The organism is Streptomyces pseudovenezuelae (genome assembly GCF_001513955.1).
Classification (GTDB): Bacteria; Actinomycetota; Actinomycetes; order Streptomycetales; family Streptomycetaceae; genus Streptomyces; species Streptomyces pseudovenezuelae.
In genome coordinates this window covers 441,012-464,810 of the sequence record NZ_KQ948144.1, presented here as the reverse complement: position 1 = coordinate 464,810, position 23,799 = coordinate 441,012, and the positions used below count along the sequence as shown (strand labels likewise).

Below are 23,799 nucleotides of genomic sequence, written 5' to 3'. Positions count from 1 at the left end.
CGAAGGTTGAGGTGGATCAAGGGGTTGGGCCGGTTTCAGCCTTTCTTCAGCACCAGCTCCGTGTTCCGGTCCCGCGAGGCGCCGCCGAGCTTGTCGCTCGCCCCGGGGGCGTTGTAGGCCAGTTCGCGGTAGAGGGCCGCGAGGCCGGTCTGGGAGAGGTCGGTGAAGTCGGTGCGGTGGGGGGCCGCGGACTCGATCAGGGTGGTGAAGATCGAGATCGTGCCGTCCTTGTTGTCGGCCAGCTCGATGACCCGGGCGAGGTGCGGGAAGTCGATGTGGGAGGCGGTGGAGATCTCCCAGAAGGAACGGCCGTCGGGCGCCGAGTGGGCGGTGATCACATTGCGGTGGACGTGACCGTTGACCCAGGCGAGGACGTTGCTGTGGCTCGCGAGGAGGGCGACGACCTCCTGGCCGTTGTGCCGCCGGTCGCCCGGGTGGGCCGGGTCGGGGCGGGTGTTGTCCATCGAGTCGCTGGTGTGGTGGCTGAAGACGACGGCGAAGGAGTCCTTGTTCTCCCGCAGCGTCCGGTCCAGCCAGCGCAGCTGCTGGGCGCCTATGGAGCCCTGGTAGTGGCCGCCCGGGTCCGTGGTGTCGAGGCTGATGCCGATGACGTCGTCGGCGATGCGGAAGCTGTAGTACTGGGTGCCCGCGTCCAGGTTGGCGGTGGAGTAGCCGTGCCCGACCGGGCCCACGCCCCGGTGCGCGGGGTCGAGGTGGGCCGTGAGGTAGTCGCGGGCGGTGTAGGGGGCGCGCCGCTCGTAGGGGGTGACCGAGCGCATGCTGCGGGCGTGTGCCTTGAGCAGGTCGCGGAAGGCGTGGCCCTGGGGGTCGGAGGCCTTGCGGATCATGTCCTGGAGCTTCTTCGACTCGGACGCGGGCAGCGACATCAGCTTCTTGCCGCCGACGGCGTACTCGGCGAGCCAGGAGTCGCCGTGGCCGTAGCAGCCGAGCGGCAGGCTGTCGTGGTTGCCGACCGTGGAGTACCAGGGGATGGTGAGGCCGGGGCTGTTCAACTGGCGTATGGCGGCGGCGAGATAGCCGTGCAGGTGCGGGAAGCCGAGCTGCTTGTCGGCGTCGCGGGTGGCGGAGTCGGGCTGCCAGTACTGCTTGAGGCCGCTGTTCTGGACGCCCTCGTAGTGGCGCGGGTCCCCGGAGTTGGGGGTGATCCGGCCGCCACTCATGACGGTCAGGAACCAGTCGAGCTCGGTGCGCGAGTTGTTGTCCGTGTTGTCGCCGGTCGTCATGGCGAACTGGAGCGGGGCACCGGTGGCGGGGGCGCCCCGCAGCGCGTTGATCCGCTCGACGAGCGAGATCGCGCCCGGCACGGTCAGTGCCTCCTGGGGCCGCCAGGCGTGCGCGTCGGTCGAGCGCAGGTACTCCAGGCGCAGCGGGTGCTGGCTGTCCATCAGGTGCAGGTCGGTGAGCTGCACGAACGCGGCGAGTGTCGTACGGCGGCCGGCCCGCCCGGTCTTCGGGGCGGCCAGCTCGGAGCGCACCTTGCGGCTCCAGCCGGCCCCGTCGCCGAGGCGCCGGTAGCCGGAGCTGGTGCGCGGGGCGGCGACGGAGGCGACGGTGGTGCCGCGGGTGTAGGGGGCGAGGGGGGCCTCGGCCGGGGCGGCGGCCTTGTGGACGGTCTGGGCCACGGGTGCCTCGGCGGCCCCGGTGGTCGTGGCGGCCTGGCTGTCGGTGGGCCGCAGGGCGTAGCCGACGCCCGCGGAGACGGCGGCCGCGCCGGCGGCGGCGAGGACGGTGCGGCGGTGGACCCCCAGCGTGGTGCTGGCGACAGAGCGTGTGCGCGACATGGCGCGATCTCCCCGAGTGCGAACTGCGTCGGCAGTGGTCGCGGGGTGATCGCGTTCGCGAACAACCCGCTCGCTCTGGATGCTTGGCACCGGGAATGACCTGCGCGTGAACGAGACGGCAACGCGCAACGCCGATCACCGTACGTGGATCTTGGCCCACCCTGCGCGTTCAGGAGCGCTCGTCGAACGGCCCGGGGGCGGTCACTCCGTGTTCATCTTCCGGGGTACGACACCTATTCCCCGGGCCGTCCGGCCGCCGGCCGCTCCCGCCACAGACTCAGGCCGAAGTCGACCATGGGGGTGCGTTTCAGCGCGGGTACCGCGTCCAGGTCGTGCCATGCGGCCATGTCCGTGGAGCCGCCTACCTCGAAGCGCAGTTCGCCTCCGGTGACGCGGGCCTCGTACATGAGTCCCACATGGTGCCGGTCGACCGGGCGCCCGAGGCGGTGCCGGGTGGTGAAGCGCACCGACCGCACCCCGAGCACGCCGGTGACCTCGACGCGGTACCCCGTCTCCTCCGTCACCTCCCGCAGGACGGTGTCGTGGGGGTCCTCGCCGTGCTCCATGCCGCCGCCCGGCAGCGTCCACTCCGGCCGGCCGTCGTTGATCCAGCGGGCCAGCAGGAGCTGTCCGTCGCGTACGCACACGGCGTAGGCCGCCACCCTCGACTTCTTGCGCATACGGGCAAGTTAGCCCGCCGGGTCCGGATTGGCCGGTGAGTATGCGGGCGCGGACCAGCGCAGCGGGAGCGCGGCGGGGGTCTCGATCACCTCGCGGACGGTCAGCCGGACCCTGCGCTCCGGGCCGAAGTCGGTGCTCGCCTCGCCGGTGAGCTGGAGCGCCGTGCCGGTCGTCCAGTCGAGGAACAGCAGGCCGGCCCGGGGATCGGCGGCGAGGTTGCCGAGGGTGAGGAACATCGAGTTGCCCGGGTAGTCGCGCCAGCTGAGCTCGCCAGGTGAATCGACGCGCACGAAACCGGGGTTGCCGCCCCGGTGGCTGACGTCGGCCCCGTCCTCGTGCACGGAGGCCAGGAAGAAGGTGTCGGCCCCGGTGACGAACTCGGCCTGCCGCGGGGTCAGTTCGGCGGTGCGCCGGGGCTCGCCCGGTCGGCGGTCCGTGACGATCTCGTACGACTCCCTGCGCTGCAGGTACTTCGGGCAGTTCGCGAAGACACGGTCGGCGTCGATCGCGAACCCCCGTGCCGTGGGCCCGAGTCGGCCGTTGAGGCGCATACGGCGGCGGGTGCGGGGGTCGAGGGCGATCGTGCCGACGGGGGTGCCGGGAGTCGTGAACGCCGTCGCCAGAGGGTCGGCCGGCAGCCATCCGCCCGCGACCGAGACGCGGTACGGGCCCGTCGCCCTCACGAAGCCCGGCGCCCCGGTGAGCGGGGACGCCCAGACCCGGCCGGTCGAGGGGTCCGCGGCGCCGGCCACCAGCAGCGGCTGGAGTTCGAGGAAGGCCGCGGCGACGTCCCGGATGCCCCGGCCGACCGAGCGGCCCACGTGATCGGCCTGCTCGCGCACCCCCACCCGGTCCTGCACGGCTCGCGAGCCCGCGTGATAGACCCCCATGGCTAGAAGAACCCGCAGGTCGGGGCCGTGCCGGAGGGGGCCGGCGCGCCCTGTGCGCCGCTCGGCACCGAGATCTCCAGACGGGTGCCGTCGGGGTCGTGGAAGAAGATGCCGCCCGACCCCGCGCCCTCGCGGTGGGCGACCACGCCCTCGTGGGCGAAGTCCGCGCCGTACGCCCGCAGCGCCTCCTCGTACTGCCTGACCCGGTCGATCGAGTCCGCCTCCAGGGCAAGGTGGTGCAGGCCCGCGCGGTCGGGTCCGTACGGCTGCTCCGCCTGCTGCCACAGGGTGAGCACGAGGGTCTCGCCGTCCCCCAGGAAGGCGTACCGGCGGCCTTCCTCCTTGCCCTCGGCGAGGGGCACGAAGCCGAGGACGTCCCGGTAGAAGGCGAGCGAACGGTCGAGGTCGGTGACGTTCAGGCCGATATGGCCGGTGCGCAAGGTCACGGCTGTCCCCTTCAGCTTGACTGGTTCACATGGGTAACCCTTGTCATCGACTTTAAGGGTTAGAAGCGAAGAGCGCAACCAGTCACGTACGCTTGACCGGTTAGCACGGAAGGGAGCCCCCATGCCCACCCCCCGCGACCCCCGCCCGCTCACCGGCGAGCCGCTCGCACTCGACCTGCTCAACACGCGATGGATGAGCGAGGGGACCCTCCAGGACCTTCTCGCCGACGTCGACGGGCTCGCGGTGTGGCTCGACTCGGCCGGCCTGAGCGGTGATCACGCGCCGGACGACACGATGCTGCGGCACGTCCGGCAGGCCAGGGAGGCCCTGCGCACGGCGGTGGACGGGTCACTGGAGGAGGGGGCCCCACAGGTCGACGCGGTACTGGAGCACGGGCGGGTCCGGGTCGCACTCACCCCCCAGGGCCCGGTCGAGCGACCCGAGTTGAGCAACCCCGACTGGGGCCCCGCCTGGCTCGCCGCCCGCAACTACCTGGAGTTGCTCAGCACCGCGCCGGACCGGATCCGGTCATGCGCCCACGAGTCGTGCGTGCTCCACTTCCTCGACACGTCGAGGAACGGCACCCGGCGCTGGTGCTCCATGGCGACCTGCGGCAACCGCGCGAAGGCGTCCCGGCATTACGCGCGCACCAAGGACGCCTGAAAAGGCCACCCCAAGGGGTCGTAGGCCGGATTGCCCGCTTTCGCACGCACCTTCACCAATGCCCCTAAAGGCCATCGCGGGTTTTCCCCATACACCCATATCGATTCGGTCAACTCTCCCTAAACATCCCTCCCATACGTAAAGCTGTGCGGTCATCCGGGGTCTTCTTCCGGATCACCGTGGCCAGGTCCGATCGGACCCGGTCACACACCCGCTCGTTCCTTTACCTACAAGGGATGCCGATGACCCTCACCCCCCAGCACGCTCCGATATCGGGCGCGAGACGTGTGGCCCGCATAGCGGCCGCCGCGGGACTGGTCGCCGCGCTCTCCGCGGCGGGGCCGATACCCATGGCCTTCTCCGCCGAGGCGGGCACCACCCCCGCGGCGTCGGACCCGGGCCTGAAGTCCGCCGACCAGAAGCTCGGTTCGGACGACGCCGACGCGCTCGCCGAGGCCAAGGCCGACGGCGCCAAGAACATCACGCTGATGGTCGCCACCGCCCCCGGGAAGACCGAGCAGGTCGCCGAGGAGCTGGACGCGGTCAAGGGCGGCCTGGTGGGCCTCACCTACGACAAGCTCGGTTACGTCCGGGCCACCGTCCCCACCGCGAAGGCGGACTCGGCCATCGCCGCCGCCGCGAAGCTCTCCTCCGTGCACGGCATCGACGTCAAGCAGGACATCCCGCTGGACGACCCGACGCCGAGCGCCGACACCGCCAAGGGCGCCGCGCACAAGGCCGCGAAGACCTACCCGGCCCCCAGCGCGAAGACCCCCGCCGAGAACCCGTACAACCCGTCCTTCGAGACGGGCGCCGTCGACTTCGTGCAGGAGCACCCGAAGGCGGACGGCCGCGGTGTCACCATCGGCATCCTGGACTCGGGTGTGGACCTGGGCCACCCGGCCCTGCAGAAGACCACCACCGGTGAGCGGAAGATCGTCGACTGGGTGACCTCGACCGACCCGGTCTCCGACGGCGACGCCACCTGGCGGCGGATGAACAACCCCGTCAGCGGCCCGACCTTCACCATCGCGGGCGCCACCTGGAAGGCCCCGGCGGGCTCCTACCAGTTCAACCTGTTCCGCGAGTCGGCCACGGCCGGCGGTGACGCCAAGGGCGACGCCAACCGCGACGGCGACACCACCGACGTCTGGGGCGTGCTGTACGACGCGGCCGCCGGGACCGTCCGGGTCGACCTGAACAACAACAACGACTTCTCCGACGACGCGCCGATGAAGCCGTACAAGGACGGCTACCAGGTCGGGTACTTCGGTACCGACGACCCGTCGACCGACGTCGCCGAGCGCCAGCCGTTCGTCGTCGAGATCCGCAAGGACGTCGTCTACGACGCCGCGGGCAGCAAGGCCGACTACGTCAACATCGGCGTCATCGAGTCCGAGCACGGCACCCACGTCGCCGGCATCACCGCCGCCAACGGCCTGTTCGGCGGCAAGATGAACGGCGCGGCCCCGGGCGCGAAGATCGTCTCCTCCCGTGCCTGCACCTGGACCGGCGGCTGCACCAACGTGGCGCTGACCGAGGGCATGATCGACCTCGTCGTCAACCGCGGGGTCGACATCGTCAACATGTCGATCGGCGGCCTGCCTGCGCTCAACGACGGCAACAACGCGCGCTCCGAGCTCTACACGCGCCTCATCGACACCTACGGCGTCCAGCTGGTGATCTCCGCGGGCAACTCCGGCCCCGGCGCGAACACCATCGGCGACCCCGGCCTGGCCGACAAGGTCATCTCGGTCGGCGCGGCCATCTCCAAGGAGACCTGGGCCGCCAACTACGGCTCGGCCGTGGAGAAGAAGTACGCGATGATGCCGTTCTCCTCGCGCGGTCCGCGTGAGGACGGCGGCTTCACGCCGACCCTGACCGCCCCGGGCGCGGCCATCAACACCACGCAGACCTGGCTGCCGGGCTCCCCGGTCGCCGAGTCGGGCTACACGCTGCCGGCCGGCTACTCGATGCTCCAGGGCACCTCGATGGCCTCCCCGCAGGCCGCGGGCGCCTCGGCGCTGCTCATCTCGGCCGCCAAGCAGAAGCACCTCGCGCTGACGCCGGCCACCCTGCGCACCGCCCTGACCTCCACCGCCGAGCACATCAAGGGTGTGCAGGCGTACGAGGAGGGCGCGGGCCTCATCGACATCGTGGACGCCTGGGACTCCATCAAGGACGGCGCCACCGCCCACGACTACACCGTCAAGGCCCCGGTCGACACCGCGATCGACCAGCTCCTGAAGACCCCGGGCTTCGGCACCGGTCTCTACGACCGCGAGGGCGGCCTGAAGGCCGGCCAGAAGAAGACGTACGACGTCACCATCACCCGTACGTCCGGCGCGGACAAGGCGCTCCGCCACGAGCTGTCCTTCGAGAACAACGCGGGGCACAGCTTCCGGATCCTCGGCAAGGACGACATCAGCCTCCCGCTGAACCAGCCGGTGACCGTCAAGGTCCAGGCCCAGCCGAAGTCCGCGGGCCTCAAGAGCGCGATCCTGGCCGTCGACGACCCGCGGACCGAGGGCGTCGACCAGCAGATCCTGACCACGGTCGTCGTCTCGGCGCCGGTGAAGTACACCTACACCGCCTCGAACACCGTGCAGCGCAACAGCACCCAGTCGTACTTCGTGACCGTGCCCGCGGGCGCCAAGTCGCTGGAGGTCGCGATCGGCGGGCTCAAGGACAAGAGCCAGACCCGCTTCATCGCCATCCACCCCTACGGCGTCCCGGTCGACAACACCGGCACCCCGTACTGCTACAACAACTACCTCGACGGCAACGGCTGCAAGCCCGACGCCCGTTCCTACGCCGACCCGCAGGCGGGTGTCTGGGAGATCGAGGTCGAGTCGCGCCGCACCTCGCCGCTGCTCGACAACCCGTACAAGCTGGACGTCGCCGTCTACGGCGCGGTCTTCGACCCGGAGACCGTGACCGTCCCCGAGGCCAAGGTCGGCACCCCGGCCACCGCCTCCTGGAAGGTGACCAACACCCTCGCCGCGATCGACGGCAAGCTGGCCGGCGGCCCGCTCGGCTCGTCCAAGACGGCCCGCCCGACCATCACCGAGGGCGCCACCCAGACCACCACGGTCGAGGTGCCCGCGGGCGCCAAGTCGCTGGACGTCGCGATCGGCAACGTCTCCGACCCCTCCGCGGACCTGGACCTCACGGTCTACAACGCGGCCGGCACCTCGGTCGGCTCGTCCGCCGACGGTGACTCGGAGGAGGCCGTGTCGGTCGCCTCGCCCGCCGCCGGCACGTACACCATCGAGGTCGTCGGCTACTCGGTCCCGACCGGTTCCACGGCGTACGACTACCAGGACGTGTTCTTCTCCAGCACCCTGGGCACCGTCACCGTCTCCGACGCGCCGGTGAAGCTCGTCACGGGCGCCTCGACGACCGTCTCCGGCAGCGTCACCGCCCTGGCGGCCGCCCCGGCGGGCCGTGAGTTCTTCGGCCAGGTCAGCCTCGTCAACGCGCGCGGCACGGTCGCGGGCGTCGGCAACGTGAAGATCGAGAAGGTCACGCCGTAACACTTCTCCGTACGGCGACGAGGGGCGGGCGTCCGATGGGCGCCCGCCCCTTCCCGTGCCCTAGCAGCCGATCCCGCGCGAGGCCGGCAGCGAGGCGGTGACCCAGGCCCGCTCCCGGGCGATGTCCTGCTCGCCGACCACCCAGTGGTCGGGGCTCGGCGCGCCGCCGGTCACGCCGAACAGGACACGGGCGCCCTTGGCCAGGGGTTCGGGCAGGTCGTACTCGCTCACCGTGTACGTGAGGAGACCGAGGTCCCGGGTCTGCTTGTAGTAGCGGCTCACGTGCACGGTGACCTGGAGTTCCCCGGTGGCGGGGAGCTCCTTGGCCACGGTGACCTCGCCCTCGGCGACCGTGGTGGCGCAGGCCAGGTAGGCCGGGCTGCCGAAGCGGGCGCCGGCTTCCGCCTTGGAGGCGCCGGAGTCGGCCGAGCTGAGGTTGTCCGCACCGCCGTGTCCCGCGAGCCAGCCGAGCCCCGTGACGACACCGGCGACGGCGGCCGCCACGAGGGTGCCGAAGGCCAGGGCGCGGGCGCGGCGGCGGGCCCGGACGGGCCTGAGGGCTACGGGTTTCCCGGTGGGCGGCGCCTCGGCGAGCGTCTCGCCCAGGATCCCGAGCTGCTCCCTGAGCAACCCGATGTCGGCCTCGGCCGCCCGGTACTCGGCCAGGAACGCGGTGTCCGCGCGGGCCTCGTCGCCGAGCGCCTCGCCGGTGATCGCGGCCATGAGCGCGTCGCCGTCGTACGTCTCGTTCTCGGCGCTCATGTCACACCACCTCGTCCTCGTGCAGGCGGGCGCGCAGGGCCCGCACCGCCGTGTGCAGGCGGCTTTTGACCGTGCCCTCCGGGACGCCCAGCTCCTGGGCGATGGAGCGCACCGGCAGATCGGCGAAGAACCGCAGCACGAGGACCTGGCGCTGCTGGTCGGGCAGCTCGTCCAGGCCCTGGGCGACGGCCAGGGAGAGCACGCTGGTGTCCTCCCCCGAGGTGTGCTCGTGCTGCCTGAGCGAGGCAAGGCGCTCCCCCAGCCGCTCCTGGCGCTTCTTGGCCCGGTGCCAGTCCATGGCGAGGTTGGAGGCGACGACGGCGGCCCACGCGGACACGTCCCGCGGCGCCTCGTACCCCTTGGCCGCCCGCTCCAGCAACCGCAGACGGACCTGCTGCACCCCGTCCGGCAGGTCCGCCTGCGGCACCCCGCCCAGCGCGAGCACGGCCCGCACCCGGCGTTCCTGCGCCGCGTCCAGGGGGTCACCGTGATGGTCCCGGTGCCCGTCCCCGTGGACGCGGCGGGCGATTCTGCGCAGCACAGACACCCCTCCCCTAGGGCCTGCCCGGCGGATCAGGCCGCGGTCGCGGGGTCTGACACGCACATCTGCGGCGTTGTCGTCGGTCGCCGACGCTCCGCGTCGACTCCCTCCTCCGCCTTGCAGCTGCACGCACCAGACCCCGCTCACCGGCGCTGATCAGTCACCGGAGTTTTCCGCGGCCTGATCCGCCGGGCAGGCCCTGCCGCGTTTCTCCTACGACGCCGGGGGCGGCGGAAACGTTCAGAGGCGTACGTCACACCCGGTGCGCGGCGCCGCACGGCTTACGGCAGGACGTGACCGTAGGGCTATTTTCTCCAGCTCAGAAGGGGTGCGGCCAAAGTTCCGCAACCGTTGATCACCGCGCGGCGTCCCAGCCCTCGGGCATGGAGCACAAAGAATTGGACAGGCTGACCCCGGTCGGCCGCATGATGGAAAAGCCGCAGAAAAGTACAGGACACGCAGAAGGAGTCACCGTGAGGGTCGGAATCGTCGGAGCCACCGGGCAGGTCGGCACGGTCATGCGCGGGATCCTCAAGGAGCGGAACTTCCCGGTCACGGAGCTGCGCCTGTTCGCCTCCGCGCGCTCGGCGGGCTCGGTCCTGGACGGCGTGACGGTGGAGGACGCGGCGACGGCCGACTACACCGGCCTGGACATCGTGCTGTTCTCGGCGGGCGGCTCGACCTCGAAGGCGCTGGCCGAGAAGGTCGCCTCGCAGGGCGCGGTCGTGATCGACAACTCCTCCGCCTGGCGCAAGGACCCCGAGGTCCCCCTGGTCGTCTCCGAGGTGAACCCGCACGCGATCGCGGACCGCCCCAAGGGGATCATCGCCAACCCGAACTGCACCACCATGGCCGCGATGCCGGTCCTGAAGGTGCTGGACACCGAGGCGGGCCTGCAGACGCTGATCGCCACCACCTACCAGGCGGTGTCCGGCTCGGGCCTCGCGGGCGTGGCGGAGCTGCACGGCCAGGTGCAGAAGGTCGCCGCCGACGCGGACAAGCTCACCCACGACGGCTCGGCGGTCGACTTCCCCGAGCCGCAGGTCTACAAGCGGCCCATCGCCTTCAACGTCCTGCCCTTCGCGGGCAACCTCGTCGAGGACGGCCTGAACGAGACCGACGAGGAGCAGAAGCTCCGCAACGAGTCCCGCAAGATCCTGGAGCTCCCCGAGCTGAAGGTCTCCGGCACCTGCGTGCGCGTCCCGGTCTTCTCCGGCCACTCCCTCCAGGTCAACGCCCGCTTCGCCCGCCCGATCTCCCCGGAGCGCGCGACGGAGCTCCTGGCGGGCGCCCCCGGCGTGACCCTCTCGGACATCCCGACCCCGCTGCAGGCCGCCGGCCAGGACGCCTCCTTCGTCGGCCGCATCCGCCGCGACGAGACGGTCGACAACGGCCTGGCCCTGTTCATCTCCAACGACAACCTCCGCAAGGGCGCCGCGCTGAACGCGGTCCAGATCGCGGAGCTGGTGGCGGCGGAGCTCAAGGACTGACCCCTGCCGGGGGGCGCCCCCGGCAGGGTCGTCGGTACGCCCCGGCCGGACGACATGGACCCAGCCGCCCGGCCCACGCGGGAGCCGTACGCCCCCGCACGCCAGGTTTTCCCGGGCGGGCCTGGAGGGGGTCGTCGCGCAAGGACCCGAAGCGCGACGCGGCGGAGCGTGGGCTCGGCGACCGGAAACGGCGTCTGCCCGACCGGACCACGCGGAAGCCGTGCGCCCCCGCACGCCAGGCGTTCGCGCGGGCCGGTGGGGCCGACGTGGCAGGACCGGCCCCGACAGGTGCCCTACGGCCTGCGGACCTCGTAGAGGAAACAGCCGTACTCGACGGCCCGGACGTGGACGAGCGCCACGGACGGGTCGTCGAATGCTGTGCGGAAGGCGTCGTCGTCGGGGGCCTCGACCAGCTCACCGCCGAGGATGTGTCCGTCGGCGGAGTAGCGGCGGACGGTCCGGTGATCGTTGGCGAAGGGATACCCCTCGCGCTCTTCCGGCCCCCCGCACTCGTCGGCGTGGATGAACACGGGTCCCTGTTCGTCGTACGCCCCGGGCTCGGCGCCGGTCCCGGCCGCCCAGCGGCGCAGGGGCGCGTAGGAGACGAGGGCGATCCGCTCGCCCGGGACGCTGCGGCGCAGACAGCAGCGCAGCGGAGCGCCGCCCTCCGCGTCGGTGAAGGGTGACAGGGGGCGGCCGGAGTCGTCGGCGGTGCGGAGTTCCTTCAGAGTGGCCGGAGTGACGGGGCGTGCGCGGTAGGTCGTCATGGGACCAGGCTGGCGCGGACGGGTACGGATGACCGGCGGAAATCGGACGGGGCACCCCCGAATCCGCAGGGTAATCCCCCGATCCGTCGGAGACAGTTCGTGGAAGGATGACCGAACCGCCGAACCCACACATAACGAGGAGATGACCGCGTGCCTGGCACAAACCTGACTCGCGACGAAGCTCAGCAGCGGGCGAAGCTGCTCAGCGTCGAGTCCTACGAGATCGATCTCGACCTCTCCGGCGCGCAGGAGGGCGGTACCTACCGGTCCGTGACCACGGTGCGCTTCGACGTGGCCGAGAACGGAGCGGAGTCCTTCATCGACCTCGTCGCTCCCACCGTTCACGAGGTCACGCTGAACGGGGACCCGCTCGACCCGGCGGAGGTCTTCCAGGACTCCCGGATCGCGCTGCCCGGCCTGCTGGAGGGCCGCAACATCCTGCGGGTCGTCGCCGACGCCGCGTACACCAACACCGGTGAGGGCCTGCACCGCTTCGTCGACCCGGTCGACGAGCAGGCGTACCTGTACACCCAGTTCGAGGTGCCGGACGCCCGCCGCGTCTTCGCCTCCTTCGAGCAGCCGGACCTGAAGGCCACCTTCCAGTTCACCGTGAAGGCGCCGACCGGCTGGACGGTCATCTCCAACTCCCCGACTCCGGAGCCGAAGGACGACGTCTGGGTCTTCGAGCCGACCCCGCGGATCTCGTCGTACATCACGGCCCTGATCGTCGGCCCGTACCACTCGGTGCACAGCGTGTACGAGAAGGACGGCCAGTCCGTGCCGCTGGGCATCTACTGCCGTCCCTCGCTGGCCGAGCACCTCGACTCGGACGCCATCTTCGAGGTCACCCGGCAGGGCTTCGACTGGTTCCAGGAGAAGTTCGACTACGCGTACCCGTTCAAGAAGTACGACCAGCTGTTCGTGCCGGAGTTCAACGCGGGCGCGATGGAGAACGCGGGTGCCGTCACCATCCGCGACCAGTACGTCTTCCGGTCCAAGGTGACCGACGCCGCGTACGAGATGCGCGCCGAGACCATCCTGCACGAGCTGGCCCACATGTGGTTCGGCGACCTCGTGACCATGGAGTGGTGGAACGACCTGTGGCTCAACGAGTCGTTCGCCACCTACACCTCCATCGCCTGCCAGGCGTACGCCCCGGACAGCCGGTGGCCGCACTCCTGGACCACCTTCGCCAACTCCATGAAGACGTGGGCGTACCGCCAGGACCAGCTGCCGTCCACGCACCCGATCATGGCCGAGATCGGCGACCTGGACGACGTGCTCGTCAACTTCGACGGCATCACGTACGCGAAGGGCGCCTCCGTCCTCAAGCAGCTCGTCGCCTACGTCGGCGTGGACGAGTTCTTCGGCGGTGTGCAGGCGTACTTCAAGCGCCACGCGTTCGGCAACACCCGGCTGTCCGACCTGCTGGGCGCGCTGGAGGAGACCTCCGGCCGCGACCTGGGCACGTGGTCGCAGAAGTGGCTGCAGACGGCCGGCATCAACATCCTGCGCCCGGAGATCGAGACGGACGGCAACGGTGTCATCACCGCGTTCGCGATCCGCCAGGAGGCCCCGGCGCTGCCCGCCGGCGCCAAGGGCGAGCCGACCCTGCGCCCGCACCGCATCGCGGTCGGCCTGTACGAACTCGACGAGGACAGCGGCAAGCTGGTGCGCGACGAGCGGGTCGAGCTGGACGTGGACGGCGAGCTGACGGCCGTACCGCAGCTGGTCGGCAAGCGCCGTCCGGCGGTCGTGCTCCTCAACGACGACGACCTCTCGTACGCCAAGGTCCGCCTCGACGAGCAGTCGCTGGCCTTCGTGACCGAGCACCTGGGCGACTTCGAGTCGTCCCTGCCCCGCGCGCTGTGCTGGGCGTCGGCGTGGGACATGACGAGGGACGCGGAACTCGCGACCCGCGACTACCTCTCGCTGGTCCTGTCCGGGATCGGCAAGGAGTCCGACATCGGTGTCGTACAGTCGCTGCACCGGCAGGTGAAGCTGGCGATCGAGCTGTACGCCGCCCCCACCGCCCGCGAGGCCCTGCTGACCCGCTGGACCGACGCCACCCTGGCCCACCTGCGGTCCGCGTCGGCCGGCAGCGACCACCAGCTGGCCTGGGCGCGGGCGTTCGCGGCGACCGCCCGTACGCCGGAGCAGCTGGACCTTCTGGAGGGGCTGCTCGACGGCTCCCAGGTCATCGAGGGCCTGGCCGTCGACACCGAGCTGCGCTGGGCGTTCGTGCAGCGGCTGGCGTCCGTGGGCCGCTTCGACGAGTCGGAGATCGCCGCCGAGTACGAGCGGGACAGGACCGCGGCGGGTGAGCGCCACGCGGCGACCGCCCGGGCCTCGCGGCCGACCGCGGAGGCGAAGACGGAGGCCTGGGCCCAGGTCGTCGAGTCCGACAAGCTGCCCAACGCGCTCCAGGAGGCGGTCATCGGCGGCTTCGTCCAGACCGACCAGCGCGAGCTGCTGGCGCCGTACACGGAGCGGTACTTCGAGGTGGTCAAGGACATCTGGGAGTCCCGCTCGCACGAGATCGCCCAGCAGATCGCGGTCGGCCTCTACCCCTCGCTCCAGGTCTCCCGCGAGACCCTGGACAGGACGGACGCCTGGCTGGCCGCGGCGGAGCCGAACGCGGCCCTGCGCCGGCTCGTCTCCGAGTCCCGCGCGGGCGTGGAGCGCGCGCTGAAGGCCCAGGCGGCGGACTCGCTGGCGGACCAGTAGGACCCGGCGGGAGGCGGACGGCTCCGGTCGTCCGCCTCCCGCCCCACGCCCCCACGCAGGCAGTGCCGGGGGGGGGCAGGCGTCCCGGCGCACCGCCCGGGCGGTGCTCAGCATCGTCCGCATGCGCAGGCGGACCGAGTCGAGCACGGGCCTAGTCCAGCGCGTGCCGAGTCGAGCGCGGGCCGAGTCCGGCGCGGGCCCGCTTCAACCACCCCCGCACACCAGCCGGGCCGTGCTCAGCATCGTCCGCACGTGCAGCCCGGTCTGCGCGGCCACCGGCACCCACCGCAGGTGGTACGTCTTCTCCAGCTCCTGGCTCCACTCGCGCACCAGGTCGTCGAGGATCTCCACGGCCCGGGGGTCGGTGCGGGCCAGGGCACGGCTCGCCATCGCCGCCACCCTGAGCGGGATACGGCGGGCGGAGATCCCCCGGGAGGCGAAGTGGCCGTGGAACCGCCCGGGTTCCTCGGCGGCCCAGCCCGCGACGATCGACGGCGCCACGTCGAGGAGTTCGCGCGCGGCGTCCCGCAGCGGCGCCAGATCCTCGGGTACGTCCGTGTCGAGGCGTGTCCCCAGAACGGCCGCGAGTTCCCGGGTACGGCCCAGCAGCACCTCCCCCAGCCGGGCGGCCTCGCGGGCCGGGTCGGTGACCGGCCGGGCGTCGCTCACCGAGGGCACGGCCCAGGCGGGGGTCTCGATCAGGGTGGTCAGGGTGCCGTGGCGGCGCGGATGGAACCAGGTGCTCTCGGCGACGTACCCGCTCGGGTCGCGTTCGCCCTCGCCGTGGCCGTCCGGGAGCACCAGGACGCCGGGCGGGTCGAGCCGCCAGTCGGGGCCGTCGACGGGGTCCCGGTCGACCGGGAGGCGCAGCCGCGCGGCCGTCGCCCGGAAGGCGTCCGCGACACCGGGCACCTCCCGCGTCATCATCACGAAGGCCCCGCCGAACTCGATGCCGTGCAGGGTGAACTGGGCGACGGGCCGCAGTTCGTCGAGGAGCCGGACGAGCGCGGCCGACTCGGGCAGCGGCCGGCCGGGAGGCACGGGCAGGGACTCCGGCTGGCGGGCGAACGCGGGCCGGTAGAAGTACCGGTGACACTCGGTCAGCGAGGGCTCCGGCTGCTCCGGCTGCCAGCCGTGCGCGAGGTGCGCCCCGTCGGGGTCGAGGCAGAGCAGGAAGTGCCAGGTGCAGCCGAGCGTGTCGAGCAGCTGGGGCCGGCCGGTGAACAGGGCGGCGAGCCGCAACGCCGAGGCCCCGCCCACGGGTTCGTTGGCGTGCGCGCCCGCGACGGCCAGGATGTGGCGGTCGCCGTGTCCGGCGGACAGCAGCCACAGCGGGCGCCCGGCCCGGCTCTGTCCGACGCTGCTCAGCCGCAGCAGGCCGGGCGCGGTGCGGACCAGCGTGCGGGCCCTTCGCTCCAGTTCGTCGACTGCCGGGTAGAGCGAAGTCCGCACGCCGGTCCTCCCACGCTGGTGATCCGATCAAGCACCCTGGGAATTACTGTCCCCAGTGGTCTCTTTCTTGTCCAGCGGGCGAATCACGATCTTGACCGGCATGTGAGCTCCTCTCAGCTGCCGCCGTTGCCGCCGCTGTCCCCCGTGGTCTCCTTCTTGTCCAAGGGGCGGATCACGATCTTGGTCGGCATCTCAACTCCTCGTCTTCGTACAGGATTTGACCTTTCCGAAGCGATCGCTGACCGCTCTTGTCAAGGCTGTGCCGACGGGGTCAGAGTGTCAAGAAGGTGTACGTGTAAAGGGGAGGGGTCCCTGGTGGCGGATACGGCGGCGGTGACGGTCGAGGCGTTCGGGCGGCCCCGGATCAAACCCGAGCACCGCGCCTACCGCACGGTCGACGGCAATGTCCGCGTCGGCAGCGTGATCCACGGCATCGGCGCGGAGATCGCGGACCCGCGGGGCTGGGTGTGGACGCTCGTCGAGGCGATGGACGGCAGCCGAGGGCCGTCGGAGGTGGTCGCGGAGGTCCTGCGCGGGCACCCTGAGCTGTCCGGCGCGGACGCCCGCCAGGCGATGGCGGATCTGCTGGCCGCCGGTTTCGTGGACGACGCGGACGCCTCGGCCTCGTTGCCGCCCCGCGAACAGGACCGCTACAGCCGGGGTGTGCCGCTCCTGCGCTGGATGGACCTCGCCCCCCGCACCAGCCCCTGGGACGCCCAACTCCGCCTGCGCGAGGCACGGGTCCTCCTGGTCGGGGTCGGCGGCACGGGCGGCCACGCGGCCCAGGCCCTGGTCGCGTCCGGTGTGGGCCACGTCCACTGCGTCGACCCGGACGTGGTCGAACTCTCCAACCTCAACCGCCAGCCCCTGTACCGCGAGTCCGACCTCGGCCGGCCGAAGGTGGAGGCGGCGCTGGCGACCCTGCGGGCGCTCAACTCGGACGTGACGGTGACCGGGGAGCGCAGGGAGGTGCGGGGGCCGGAGGATCTCACGGAGCTGGTGGCCGCGTCCGCCCTGGCCGGCTCCCCCCACGACCTCCTCGTCCTGGCCGCCGACCGCCCCGACGCGATCCGCCGGTGGACCAACCGGGCCTGTCTGGCGGCCGGGCTGCCGTGGGTCGACGCCGGATACCGGGGGCCTCTCGTGACCGCCGGTGTGTACGTGCCCGGTCAGGGCGCCTGCTGGGAGTGCCTGCGGGAGGGCGAGATCGCGCGGCGCGATCTGCGGCTCGGGCCGGGGCAGGACCCGGAGAGCGCCTCGCCGCGGATGCCGTGGAACCCGGCGAGCGCCGTCACCGCCGGGCTCTCGGGAGCCCTGCTCGCGCATGCCGCCCTGGCCCTGCTGACCGGGGTCCCCGCGATGGAGCCGGGCTTCCGCTTCGGTGTGAACCTCATGCTCCCCGGCGACCCCGTCCACCAGCGCACCCCCCGCCGGCTGGACTGCCCGGCGTGCGGGGAGCGGACGTGAACCGGGTACGGCTGCACGCGCTGGACTCCCGCCCCGACGGCGACGAGTGGATCGTGGGCCGCCGGGCGACCGGTCGTTTCGTCGCCCTGCCCGAGGTGGGCAAGCAGGCCCTGGATCTGCTCGACCAGGGCCTGACCCCGGCCGAGGTCGGCGCACGGCTCCGCACCCGGACCGGCGACGACATCGACGTACCGGACTTCGTGGAGGCCCTGCTGGGTCTGGGGTTCGTGGCGGAGGTCGACGGCCGGGCGATCGACCAGGAGCCGCCCCCGGCACCGACGTTGGCGTGGATACGGCCCCGTCATGTGCGCCGGCTGCTGAGTCCCGTCGTCCCCGTGGCGGTCGCCCTGCTGATCGCGGTCACCGTGCTCACCCGCCCGCCCGTGCCGCTCGACTACCGGACCCTGTTGTGGAGTTCGCACGGCAGCGCGGTCATCGCTCTCGGCGCCGGCGTCGGCTGGAGCCTGCTGCTGCTCCACGAGTGCGCCCACCTGCTGACCGCCCGCGCGACCGGTGTGGCGGGGCGGATACGGCTCGGCACCCGGCTGCAGTTCCTGGTGCTGCAGACGGACATCAGCGGCATCGAACTCGCCCCGCGCAGACACCGGTTGACCGCCTATCTCGCCGGCATCGCGACCAACCTGACGGCCGCGTCCCTGGCCGCCCTCGCCGCGGGCGCCACCACCGGCACCCCCCGCCGGGTCCTCGCCGCCGTGGCCCTGCTCGCCTTGCTCCCGCTCCCCTTCCAGCTCCTGGTCTTCATGCGCACCGACCTGTACTTCGTCCTCCAGGACCTCACCGGCTGCCGCGACCTGTTCGGGGACGGGGTGGTGTACACGAGGTACCGGGCCCGGCGTCTGCTGCCGCGCCGGGGCCGCCGTACCGACGAACCGGACCCCAGCCTCGGACTGCCCGCGCACGAACGGCGGGCCGTACGCGGGTACAGCGTGGTGCTGGTGGTCGGCACCGCGCTGTGTCTCGCGTTCTTCGCCGCCGTCACCCTGCCCGCGGACCTCACGCTGTTCGCCCGCGCCGTGGTCAAGTCGGGCGCGGGGCCCTCGGCCTGGGACCGGCTGGACGGGATCACCGTCGTCGTCACGCTCGGCGCGCTGCACGCCCTGTGGCTGCGCACCTGGTGGCGGGGGAGCGGGCTCAGACGGACACCATCCCGCCCGTCGCGTTGACGAAGGTGCCGGTGATGCCGCCCGCGTGGTCGGAGGCGAGGAACACCGCGGTGGCGGCGACCTCGGCGAGGGTGGGGTTGCGGCGGGTCATGCGCATCCCGGCGAGCTGGTCGACGATGCCCCGCACGGCCCCCTCGTCGATGGCCGGGTTGACCGCGGAGAGCTTCTCCACGGTGAACGTCTCCGGCACCCCGGCCACCCACAGCCCCACCGCCCGCACCCCGCGCGGCCCCAGCTCGATCGCCAGGTTGCGCACGAGCGTGTCGATCGCCCCGTCCGCCGGACCGGTGCCGCCCATCATCGGACTGCCGTGCGCGGAACCGCTGTTGAGGGCGAGGATCACACCCGAGCCCCGTGCGGCCATACGGCGTCCCGCGGCCCGGGCGGTCAGGAAGTTGGCGCGCAGACCACGGGTGACCGGCCGCAGGAAGTCCTCGACGGCCGTGTCGACCAGCGGCGCGCCCTGCACATCGCCGCGCGTGACCAGGTTGATGGAGATGTCGATGTCCCCGACCTGCTCGGCGTGCGCCTCCACGGCCGCCTCGTCCAGCGCGTCCACCACGGCGACCTCGGCGTCCTTGATGTCGGCGGCCACCGCCTCCAGGGTCGCGCGGGTGCGGCCGACGAGGTGGACCCTCGCGCCCTGCTCGGCGAAGGCCCGGGCGACGGCCCCGCCGATCGAACCGCCGGCGCCGTAGACGATCGCGGTCTTGTCGGTGAGCAGCATGGTGACTCCTTGGAAGTGGTTCGTGCGTGACGTCCATGCAGACGTACGACATCGCCGACGCTCATCGGCCGTCTCGCTGCTCGCCGGTCGGTCACAGCCGCAGGGGCAGTCCGAACGCGGGGAAGAGGTGCGGCTCGAAGGAGGTGATCTCCGCGATGCGGTCGCCTTGGCCCTGGCCGGCGAAGCGCAGCACGTCCAGGACCTGGGCGCGGTGGACGCCGGTGCCGGGCCGGCGGACGTAGTGCGCCGTCGCGAGCTGGCCGTTGGCCCGGGTGGGCAGGCTGCGCCAGTGCCCGAAGAACATCGGGGAGGCGGGATCGAGGCTGACCCGCACGAAGTCGATGACGGCGTCCCGGCCGACGAACCAGTACGGGTTCGGCGGCATGGTGAGGGTGACGTCCTCGGTGAGCAGCGCGGCCATCGCCTCGAAGTCGAGGCGTCCGACGGCGGCCATGTACCGGTCCAGTACGGCCTGTTGGTCCTCCGTGGGCACGGTGGTCCGCCAGTCCGAGCGGTCCGGGGGCAGGTGGGCGCGCAGGGCTGGCCTGGCCCGCTGGAGTGCGCTGTTCACGGAGGCCACGCTGGTCTCCAGGGCCTCGGCGGTCTCGGCGGCGGTCAGCCCGAGGGCGTCGCGCAGGACCAGTGCGGCCCGTTGCCGCGGGGGCAGATGCTGGATCGCGGCGAGGAGGACGAGCTCCAGGGTCTCGCGGGAGACCGCGGCGGACTCGGGCTGCTCGTGCTCCTCGGTCAGCGGCATCTCGTCGTCGGGGTAGGGCTGCAACCAGGTGATACGGGCGGGCGGCTCCCCCTCGCCGTGATGCATCCCCGGCACCGGTTCGTACCGTTGCGGGCGGCGCGCGGTCCGTCGCAGCAGGTCCAGACTGGTGTTGGTGGCGATCCGGTACAGCCAGGTCCGCGCGCTCGCCCGCCCCTGAAAGCCGTCCCGGGCCCGCCAGGCCCGCAGAAAGGTCTCCTGGACGAGGTCCTCGGCCTCGTCGTACGACCCCGTCATGCGGTAGCAGTGCACCTGGATCTCACGGCGGTACTGCTCGGTGAGGGCGCCGAACTCGGTCTCGGTGAGGTGGGTGCCGGGGGCGGCCTCGGTGCGTTGCGTCACGGGGTCCGCCGTTACGGAATCCCCGGCGTCCTGGGTGGTGTCGCGCACCGTACGGGCCACCCGCCGCAACCGGGCGACCGATTCGGACAGTTCGCCGACGGTCGCGTAGAGGGCGTCCGCGGGCTCGGGCGCCAGCTGTCCCGCCCGGCGCCCGATGTCGTCGATGAGGCCCTGCACGGTGAGGCCCCGGGGCTGCCGCCGTTCCCGGTAGGCCTTCTGCCGGCAGGCGGCCGAGCAGTAGACGGAGCCGCGTCCGGTCCGGCCGGCTCGCGCGGCGAGCGGCTTCCCGCACACCGCACAGACGTCTGTGGCCACGTGCGCCTCCGGGAGTTTCGTAACGCGCTGCCGGAGTGACGTTACAACGCCCCCGCGACACGTGGGCCCCCTACCGCCGCGCCCTCGCAGGCGTCAGGCCCGACGAGACCGACACCTGCCCAGCAGAACCGAACCACGGCCGCACGGACGGCCTACCCCCAGCCGCCCCGCCACCGTGGCAACGCCCCCGCGACGCGCGCCCGCTACCGCCGCGCCCTCGCAGGCGTCAGGTCCGACGGCACCGACACCTGCCCCGCAGAACCGAACGACGGCCGGACAGGCGGCCGTACCCCCAGCTGACCCGCCACCGTGGCGCCGAAGGCCAGCGCCATGCCCGTCAGCTGCACCGGCGTCAGCGTCTGCCCGAGCGCCGCCCAGCCGACGACCGCGGCGGTCAGCGGGGACAGCGGGCCGAGGAAGGTGACCTGGGTGGCGGTCAGGCGGCCGATGCCGCGGAACCAGAGCCAGTACGCCACCGCCGTGTTCGCCAGCGCGAGGTAGAGGTAGCCGCCGATCGCGCGCCCGTCGAGCGCGGGCGGGGCGCCCTCGACGATCAGGGCGAGCGGCGCGATGAGCAGGCCGCCGGCGGTGAGCTGCCAGGCGGTGAGCGCGAGCGGGCCCACGCCCTCGGGGCGGCCCCAGCGCTTGGTCAGCACGGTACCGACGGACATCGAGGCGGTGGCCGCGAGCGCCGCGAGCACACCGACGGCGTCGAGGGCCCCGGCCGCCTTGAGCACGACCAGGCTGACGCCGAACGCGGCGACGAGTCCGGTGAGCACACTGCGGGCGGTGGGCCGCTGCCCCAGCAGTACGGCCGACAGGCCGACGACGATCAGCGGCCCCACCGACCCGACCACCGCGGCCATCCCGCCCGGCAGCCGGTACGCCGACAGGAACAGCAGCGGGAAGAAGGCCCCGATGTTCAGCGCCCCGAGCACGGCGGCCTTCCCCCACCAGGCGCCGCGCGGCAGCACCCGGGCCAGGCCGAGCAGCACGAGCCCCGCGGGCAGCGCACGCATAAGGCCGGTGAACAGCGGCCGGTCGGCGGGGAGGAACTCGGTGGTGACGGCGTAGGTGGTGCCCCAGGAGACGGGGGCGAGGGCGGTGAGAAGGATGGTGGCGGGACGGTTCGCGGTCGGCTTCCTCATGACTCCCTCTCATCAGCGACTTACAGGAAAGTAGCTTACTCCTAAGCTACTTTCCCACAAGCCACTTTCTTGCGGCCGAGCCGACGGCCGCGGATACTCGGCACATGAGTGCACAGCGCAAGGACGCCGTCGACGCGATCATCGACCAGTGGGCGGCCGTGCGGCCCGACCTCGACACCAGGGCCATGGAGGTCTTCGGGCGCGTCTACCGCCTCTCCCGCGCCATGGGCGACCGCGTCGAGAAGGTCTACGCCCCCTACGGCATCTCCCGCGGCGAGTTCGACGTCCTCGCCACCCTGCGCCGCGCCGGCGAGCCGTACACCCTCTCCCCCCGCCTGCTCTCCTCGACGCTGATGCTCACCACGGGCGGCATGACGGGCCGCCTCGACAAGCTGGAACGCGCCGCCCTGCTGCGCCGCTCCCCCGACCCCCACGACCGCCGGGGCCTCCAGGTGACCCTGACGGAGAAGGGGCTGGCCGTCATCGACGAGGCGGTGGGAGCGGGCCTGGCCGCCCAGACGGCGGCCCTGTCCGCCCTGGACGACGAACAGGCCGGCCAACTGGCCGACCTGTTGCGGACCTTGCTCGCGGGCACCCAGGACTCAGCGCACTAGCGGCCCACCTGTGCGGCCAGCGCCGCCCCCACCGCCCTCGCGTCCGCCCCGTCCGCCGCCCACCCCACGTACCCGTCGGGCCGCACCAGGACGGTCGTACGGCGGGAGGTCGCCCAGCGTTCCACGGCGAGGCGGTCCTTGTGGGCGCCCCCGTCGCCGTAGGCCTCGGGCTCGGGGGTGATGAGGACGAACCTGCCGCCGCGCAGGGACTCGTAGAGGCGGCCGCCGCCCGCGAGGGAGACGTCGGGGGCGCGGGTGCCGGTGAGGGGATGGGAGCCGCGCGGGGCGGCGTACTTGTAGCCGATGCCGGTGAGTTGGCCGAGCATGCGGCGGCGGGCCGGGCCGACGTGGTCGAGGACGGTGGTGAGGGCGGTGCGCAGGGCCAGTTCCCAGGGGCGCTTGGCCATCGCGAGGCGGACGATGCCGCCGCTGCTGCGCAGGACCGCCCTGCCGACGGGGTGCCGCTCCGCCTGGTAGGTGTCCAGGAGCGCGGGGCCCGCGTGGCCGCCCGCCACCTGGGCCAGCTTCCAGCTCAGGTTCGCCGCGTCCTGGAGGCCGGTGTTCATGCCCTGGCCGCCGGCCGGGGTGTGGACGTGGGCGGCGTCGCCGGCCAGGAAGACCCGGCCCACCCGGTAGGCGGGGGCCTGGCGCTCGTCGCTGTGGAAGCGGGACATCCAGCGGGCGTCGTGCATCCCGAAGTCGCGGCCCAGGGCGAGACGGGTGACCTCCTTGATCTCGTCGAGGTCGAGGGGCTCGCTGTCGGCGACGTCATGGGCGCGGTTCCAGGCGATGACCCGGTGGTAGCCGTCGCCGAAGGGGGCGATGAAGGCGAAGGCGTCGCCCACGGCGTGGACGGTGAGCAGGGTCTCGGGCGGCTCGGCGAGGCGGACGTCCGCCAGGACCACCGAGCGGATCACCGAGCGGCCGGGGAACGGCAGCCCGATCGCGTCACGCACGGCGCTGCGCATGCCGTCGGCACCCACGAGGTACTCGGCACGCAGCGCCCCCGCGCCCCCTCCCGGCCCCTTGACCCGCACCGTCACGCCGTTCTCGTCCTGGGACAGACCCGTCACCTCGGTCTCGTACCGGAAGTCGACGCCCGCCGCCACGGCCCGTCGCTCCAGGGCCTGCTCGACCTCGTACTGCGGCAGGACCAGGAGGTGGCGGAAGCGGGAGGGGAGGGTGTCGAGGCCGATGGTCAGGTCGCCGAACAGGCGCAGCTTGTCCAGGCGCTGCCCTGCCGCCTCCAGGCCGTCGGCGAGACCGCGGGCGTCCAGCTGTTCGAGTGTGCGGGCGTGCAGGACGAAGGCGCGGGAGAGGTTGCTGATCCGGTGCGGGCGCCTCTCGACGAGGGTCACGGGGACGCCGGCGACGGCCAGGTCACCGGCCAGGAGCAGGCCGGTGGGGCCGGAACCGACGACGATCACGGTGGGCGTGCCGTGCCCGGGGGTGCCGTTCATGGTGGCCTC

General features: G+C 72.3%; 19 protein-coding genes. 7 read left to right on the top strand and 12 right to left on the bottom strand.

What is annotated here, in order from left to right:
- Positions 1–35: 35 nt before the first annotated feature.
- The 4 genes from AQI94_RS01985 to AQI94_RS01970 all read right to left on the bottom strand — a co-directional run bounded on the left by AQI94_RS01985 (position 36) and on the right by AQI94_RS01970 (position 3,819).
- Entirely contained in the window at positions 36–1,802 is a 1,767-nt protein-coding gene (locus tag AQI94_RS01985; protein ID WP_031042509.1) for a TIGR03767 family metallophosphoesterase, read from the bottom strand.
- Between the two features lie 233 nt (positions 1,803–2,035).
- The gene (locus tag AQI94_RS01980; RefSeq protein ID WP_031042507.1) at positions 2,036–2,482 is read right to left on the bottom strand and encodes an NUDIX hydrolase; all 447 of its coding nucleotides are present in this window, start codon (positions 2,480–2,482) and stop codon (positions 2,036–2,038) included.
- Positions 2,483–2,491: 9 nt separating this feature from the next.
- Positions 2,492–3,373, bottom strand: coding sequence for a pyridoxamine 5'-phosphate oxidase family protein (locus AQI94_RS01975; RefSeq protein ID WP_031042504.1), 882 nt, complete (start codon positions 3,371–3,373; stop codon positions 2,492–2,494).
- A gap of 2 nt (positions 3,374–3,375) precedes the next feature.
- The gene (locus AQI94_RS01970; RefSeq protein WP_031042501.1) at positions 3,376–3,819 is read right to left on the bottom strand and encodes a VOC family protein; all 444 of its coding nucleotides are present in this window, start codon (positions 3,817–3,819) and stop codon (positions 3,376–3,378) included.
- A gap of 121 nt (positions 3,820–3,940) precedes the next feature.
- Here AQI94_RS01970 and AQI94_RS01965 point away from each other — a divergent pair, with 121 nt between their 5' ends.
- Complete coding sequence (locus AQI94_RS01965) at positions 3,941–4,483, top strand: CGNR zinc finger domain-containing protein (RefSeq protein ID WP_031042498.1); 543 nt, start codon at positions 3,941–3,943, stop codon at positions 4,481–4,483.
- Positions 4,484–4,725: 242 nt separating this feature from the next.
- Positions 4,726–8,019 (top strand): S8 family serine peptidase, encoded by a 3,294-nt coding sequence (locus AQI94_RS01960; RefSeq protein ID WP_031042495.1) that lies wholly within the window; start codon positions 4,726–4,728, stop codon positions 8,017–8,019.
- Between the two features lie 60 nt (positions 8,020–8,079).
- On the opposite strand, the gene AQI94_RS01955 is transcribed toward AQI94_RS01960, so the two are convergent.
- Both AQI94_RS01955 and AQI94_RS01950 read right to left on the bottom strand, forming a co-directional pair.
- On the bottom strand, positions 8,080–8,781 hold the full coding sequence (locus tag AQI94_RS01955) for a hypothetical protein (RefSeq protein WP_031042492.1): 702 nt from the start codon (positions 8,779–8,781) through the stop codon (positions 8,080–8,082).
- 1 nt (position 8,782) lies between these two features.
- The gene (locus AQI94_RS01950) at positions 8,783–9,322 is read right to left on the bottom strand and encodes a sigma-70 family RNA polymerase sigma factor (protein ID WP_031042491.1); all 540 of its coding nucleotides are present in this window, start codon (positions 9,320–9,322) and stop codon (positions 8,783–8,785) included.
- A gap of 473 nt (positions 9,323–9,795) precedes the next feature.
- Here AQI94_RS01950 and AQI94_RS01945 point away from each other — a divergent pair, with 473 nt between their 5' ends.
- The gene (locus AQI94_RS01945; RefSeq protein ID WP_031042488.1) at positions 9,796–10,812 is read left to right on the top strand and encodes an aspartate-semialdehyde dehydrogenase; all 1,017 of its coding nucleotides are present in this window, start codon (positions 9,796–9,798) and stop codon (positions 10,810–10,812) included.
- 293 nt (positions 10,813–11,105) lie between these two features.
- Here AQI94_RS01945 and AQI94_RS01940 read toward each other — a convergent pair whose 3' ends face one another.
- Entirely contained in the window at positions 11,106–11,579 is a 474-nt protein-coding gene (locus AQI94_RS01940; RefSeq protein WP_031042485.1) for a DUF1203 domain-containing protein, read from the bottom strand.
- Positions 11,580–11,729: 150 nt separating this feature from the next.
- Between AQI94_RS01940 and pepN the strand changes: the two genes are divergently transcribed.
- The gene (gene pepN / locus AQI94_RS01935) at positions 11,730–14,306 is read left to right on the top strand and encodes an aminopeptidase N (protein WP_031042481.1); all 2,577 of its coding nucleotides are present in this window, start codon (positions 11,730–11,732) and stop codon (positions 14,304–14,306) included.
- Between the two features lie 204 nt (positions 14,307–14,510).
- On the opposite strand, the gene AQI94_RS01930 is transcribed toward pepN, so the two are convergent.
- Positions 14,511–15,758: a M14 family zinc carboxypeptidase gene (locus AQI94_RS01930; protein ID WP_062229552.1), complete on the bottom strand. Its 1,248-nt coding sequence runs from the start codon at positions 15,756–15,758 to the stop codon at positions 14,511–14,513.
- Between the two features lie 315 nt (positions 15,759–16,073).
- Between AQI94_RS01930 and AQI94_RS01925 the strand changes: the two genes are divergently transcribed.
- Both AQI94_RS01925 and AQI94_RS01920 read left to right on the top strand, forming a co-directional pair.
- Positions 16,074–17,225 carry a HesA/MoeB/ThiF family protein gene (locus AQI94_RS01925; RefSeq protein ID WP_225890132.1) on the top strand — a complete coding sequence of 384 codons (1,152 nt, stop codon included), beginning with the start codon at positions 16,074–16,076 and terminating at the stop codon, positions 17,223–17,225.
- Positions 17,222–18,409, top strand: a complete 1,188-nt coding sequence (locus AQI94_RS01920; protein ID WP_051832387.1) for a hypothetical protein — start codon at positions 17,222–17,224, stop codon at positions 18,407–18,409. Before AQI94_RS01925 ends, AQI94_RS01920 begins: the two co-directional genes overlap by 4 nt.
- Here AQI94_RS01920 and AQI94_RS01915 read toward each other — a convergent pair.
- The 3 genes from AQI94_RS01915 to AQI94_RS01905 form a co-directional block, all read right to left on the bottom strand.
- Positions 18,378–19,136 (bottom strand): SDR family NAD(P)-dependent oxidoreductase, encoded by a 759-nt coding sequence (locus tag AQI94_RS01915; RefSeq protein WP_031049182.1) that lies wholly within the window; start codon positions 19,134–19,136, stop codon positions 18,378–18,380. The genes AQI94_RS01920 and AQI94_RS01915 overlap by 32 nt on opposite strands.
- A 91-nt stretch (positions 19,137–19,227) precedes the next feature.
- Positions 19,228–20,568, bottom strand: coding sequence for a sigma-70 family RNA polymerase sigma factor (locus tag AQI94_RS01910; protein WP_031049183.1), 1,341 nt, complete (start codon positions 20,566–20,568; stop codon positions 19,228–19,230).
- A gap of 203 nt (positions 20,569–20,771) precedes the next feature.
- Positions 20,772–21,716 (bottom strand): EamA family transporter, encoded by a 945-nt coding sequence (locus AQI94_RS01905; protein ID WP_062229551.1) that lies wholly within the window; start codon positions 21,714–21,716, stop codon positions 20,772–20,774.
- Between the two features lie 104 nt (positions 21,717–21,820).
- On the opposite strand from AQI94_RS01905, the gene AQI94_RS01900 reads away from it, so the two are divergent.
- Positions 21,821–22,330: a MarR family winged helix-turn-helix transcriptional regulator gene (locus tag AQI94_RS01900; RefSeq protein WP_031049187.1), complete on the top strand. Its 510-nt coding sequence runs from the start codon at positions 21,821–21,823 to the stop codon at positions 22,328–22,330.
- Here the strand turns inward: AQI94_RS01900 and AQI94_RS01895 are convergent.
- Positions 22,327–23,790, bottom strand: coding sequence for an FAD-dependent monooxygenase (locus AQI94_RS01895; RefSeq protein ID WP_031049189.1), 1,464 nt, complete (start codon positions 23,788–23,790; stop codon positions 22,327–22,329). The two genes, AQI94_RS01900 and AQI94_RS01895, sit on opposite strands and share 4 nt — an antisense overlap.
- Between the last annotated feature and the right edge of the window lie 9 nt (positions 23,791–23,799).